Annotated in this window: 1 protein-coding gene; it reads right to left on the bottom strand. The window is 70.0% G+C overall.

The genetic code is table 11. The features are described 5' to 3' along the window. A partial coding sequence (gene cysS / locus ADL12_RS21795) for a cysteine--tRNA ligase (RefSeq protein ID WP_062704356.1) occupies window positions 1-1,328 on the bottom strand: 1,328 nt, incomplete at both ends.

Here is a 1,328-nt window from a genome sequence, read left to right on the forward strand (position 1 = left end):
GACTGGTTGAGCTGGTCGCGGATGGCGTCCGCGGTGGCCCAGTCCTTGCGGGAGCGGGCCGCCTCGCGCTGGTCGAGGACCATGCGGACCAGGGTGTCGACCACGCCGTGCAGGTCGTCGCCGCGGTCGGTCTCGCCGGCCCAGCGCTCATCGAGCGGGTCCAGGCCGAGGACGCCGAGCATGGCCCGCACCTCGGCGAGGCGCGCCACGGCGGCTTCCTTGTCATCGGCGGCCAGCGCGCTGTTGCCCTGCCGGACGGTGGTGTGCACGACCGCGAGGGCCTGCGGGACGCCCAGGTCGTCGTCCATCGCCTCGGCGAAGGCGAGCGGCACCTCGGCGGACGGCTCGACGACGCCCGCCTTCTCCACCACGCGCTGCACGAAGCCCTCGATCCGCGCGAACGCCGACTCGGCCTCGCGCAGGGCCTCCTCGCTGTACTCGATGGTGGAGCGGTAGTGCGGGGTGCCCAGGTAGTAGCGCAGCACGATGGGGCGCCACTGCTTGACCATCTCGGACACGAGCACCGAGTTGCCGAGCGACTTGGACATCTTCTCGCCGCTCATGGTGACCCAGGCATTGTGCACCCAGTACCGGGCGAACTCGTCGCCGTAGGCCTTGGCCTGGGCGATCTCGTTCTCGTGGTGCGGGAAGATCAGGTCCAGGCCGCCGCCGTGGATGTCGAAGGCGGAGCCGAGGTACTTGTGCGCCATCGCCGAGCACTCCAGGTGCCAGCCCGGGCGGCCCCGTCCCCACGGCGTCTCCCAGTCGGGCTCGCCGGGCTTGGCGGCCTTCCACATCGCGAAGTCGCGCGGGTCCCGCTTGCCGCTGATGCCCTCCTCGGCGGGCTGCCGCATCTCGTCGAGGTCCTGCCGGGACAGCTCCAGGTAGGAGGGCCACGAGCGGACGTCGAAGTAGACGCTGCCGTCCGACTCGTAGGCGTGCCCGCGCTCGATCAGCCCGCGCATCATCTCGACCATCTCGGTGACATGGCCGGTGGCGCGGGGCTCGTACGTCGGCGGCAGGCAGCCGAGCGCGGTGTAGCCGTCGGTGAAGGCGCGCTCGTTGTCGTAGCCGATGGACCACCAGGGGCGGTTCTGCTCGGCCGACTTGGCGATGATCTTGTCGTCGATGTCCGTGACGTTCCGGACGAACGTCACCTCATAGCCGCGGTACGTGAACCAGCGGCGCATGATGTCGAAGTTCAGGCCGGAGCGGATGTGGCCGATGTGCGGCGCGGCCTGCACGGTGGCGCCACAGAGGTAGATCGAGACACAGCCCGGCGTGAGCGGGGTGAAGTCACGGATCTGCCGGGCACTGGTGTCGTACAG

The sequence above is a fragment of the Streptomyces regalis genome, assembly GCF_001509475.1.
Classification (GTDB): Bacteria; Actinomycetota; Actinomycetes; order Streptomycetales; family Streptomycetaceae; genus Streptomyces; species Streptomyces regalis.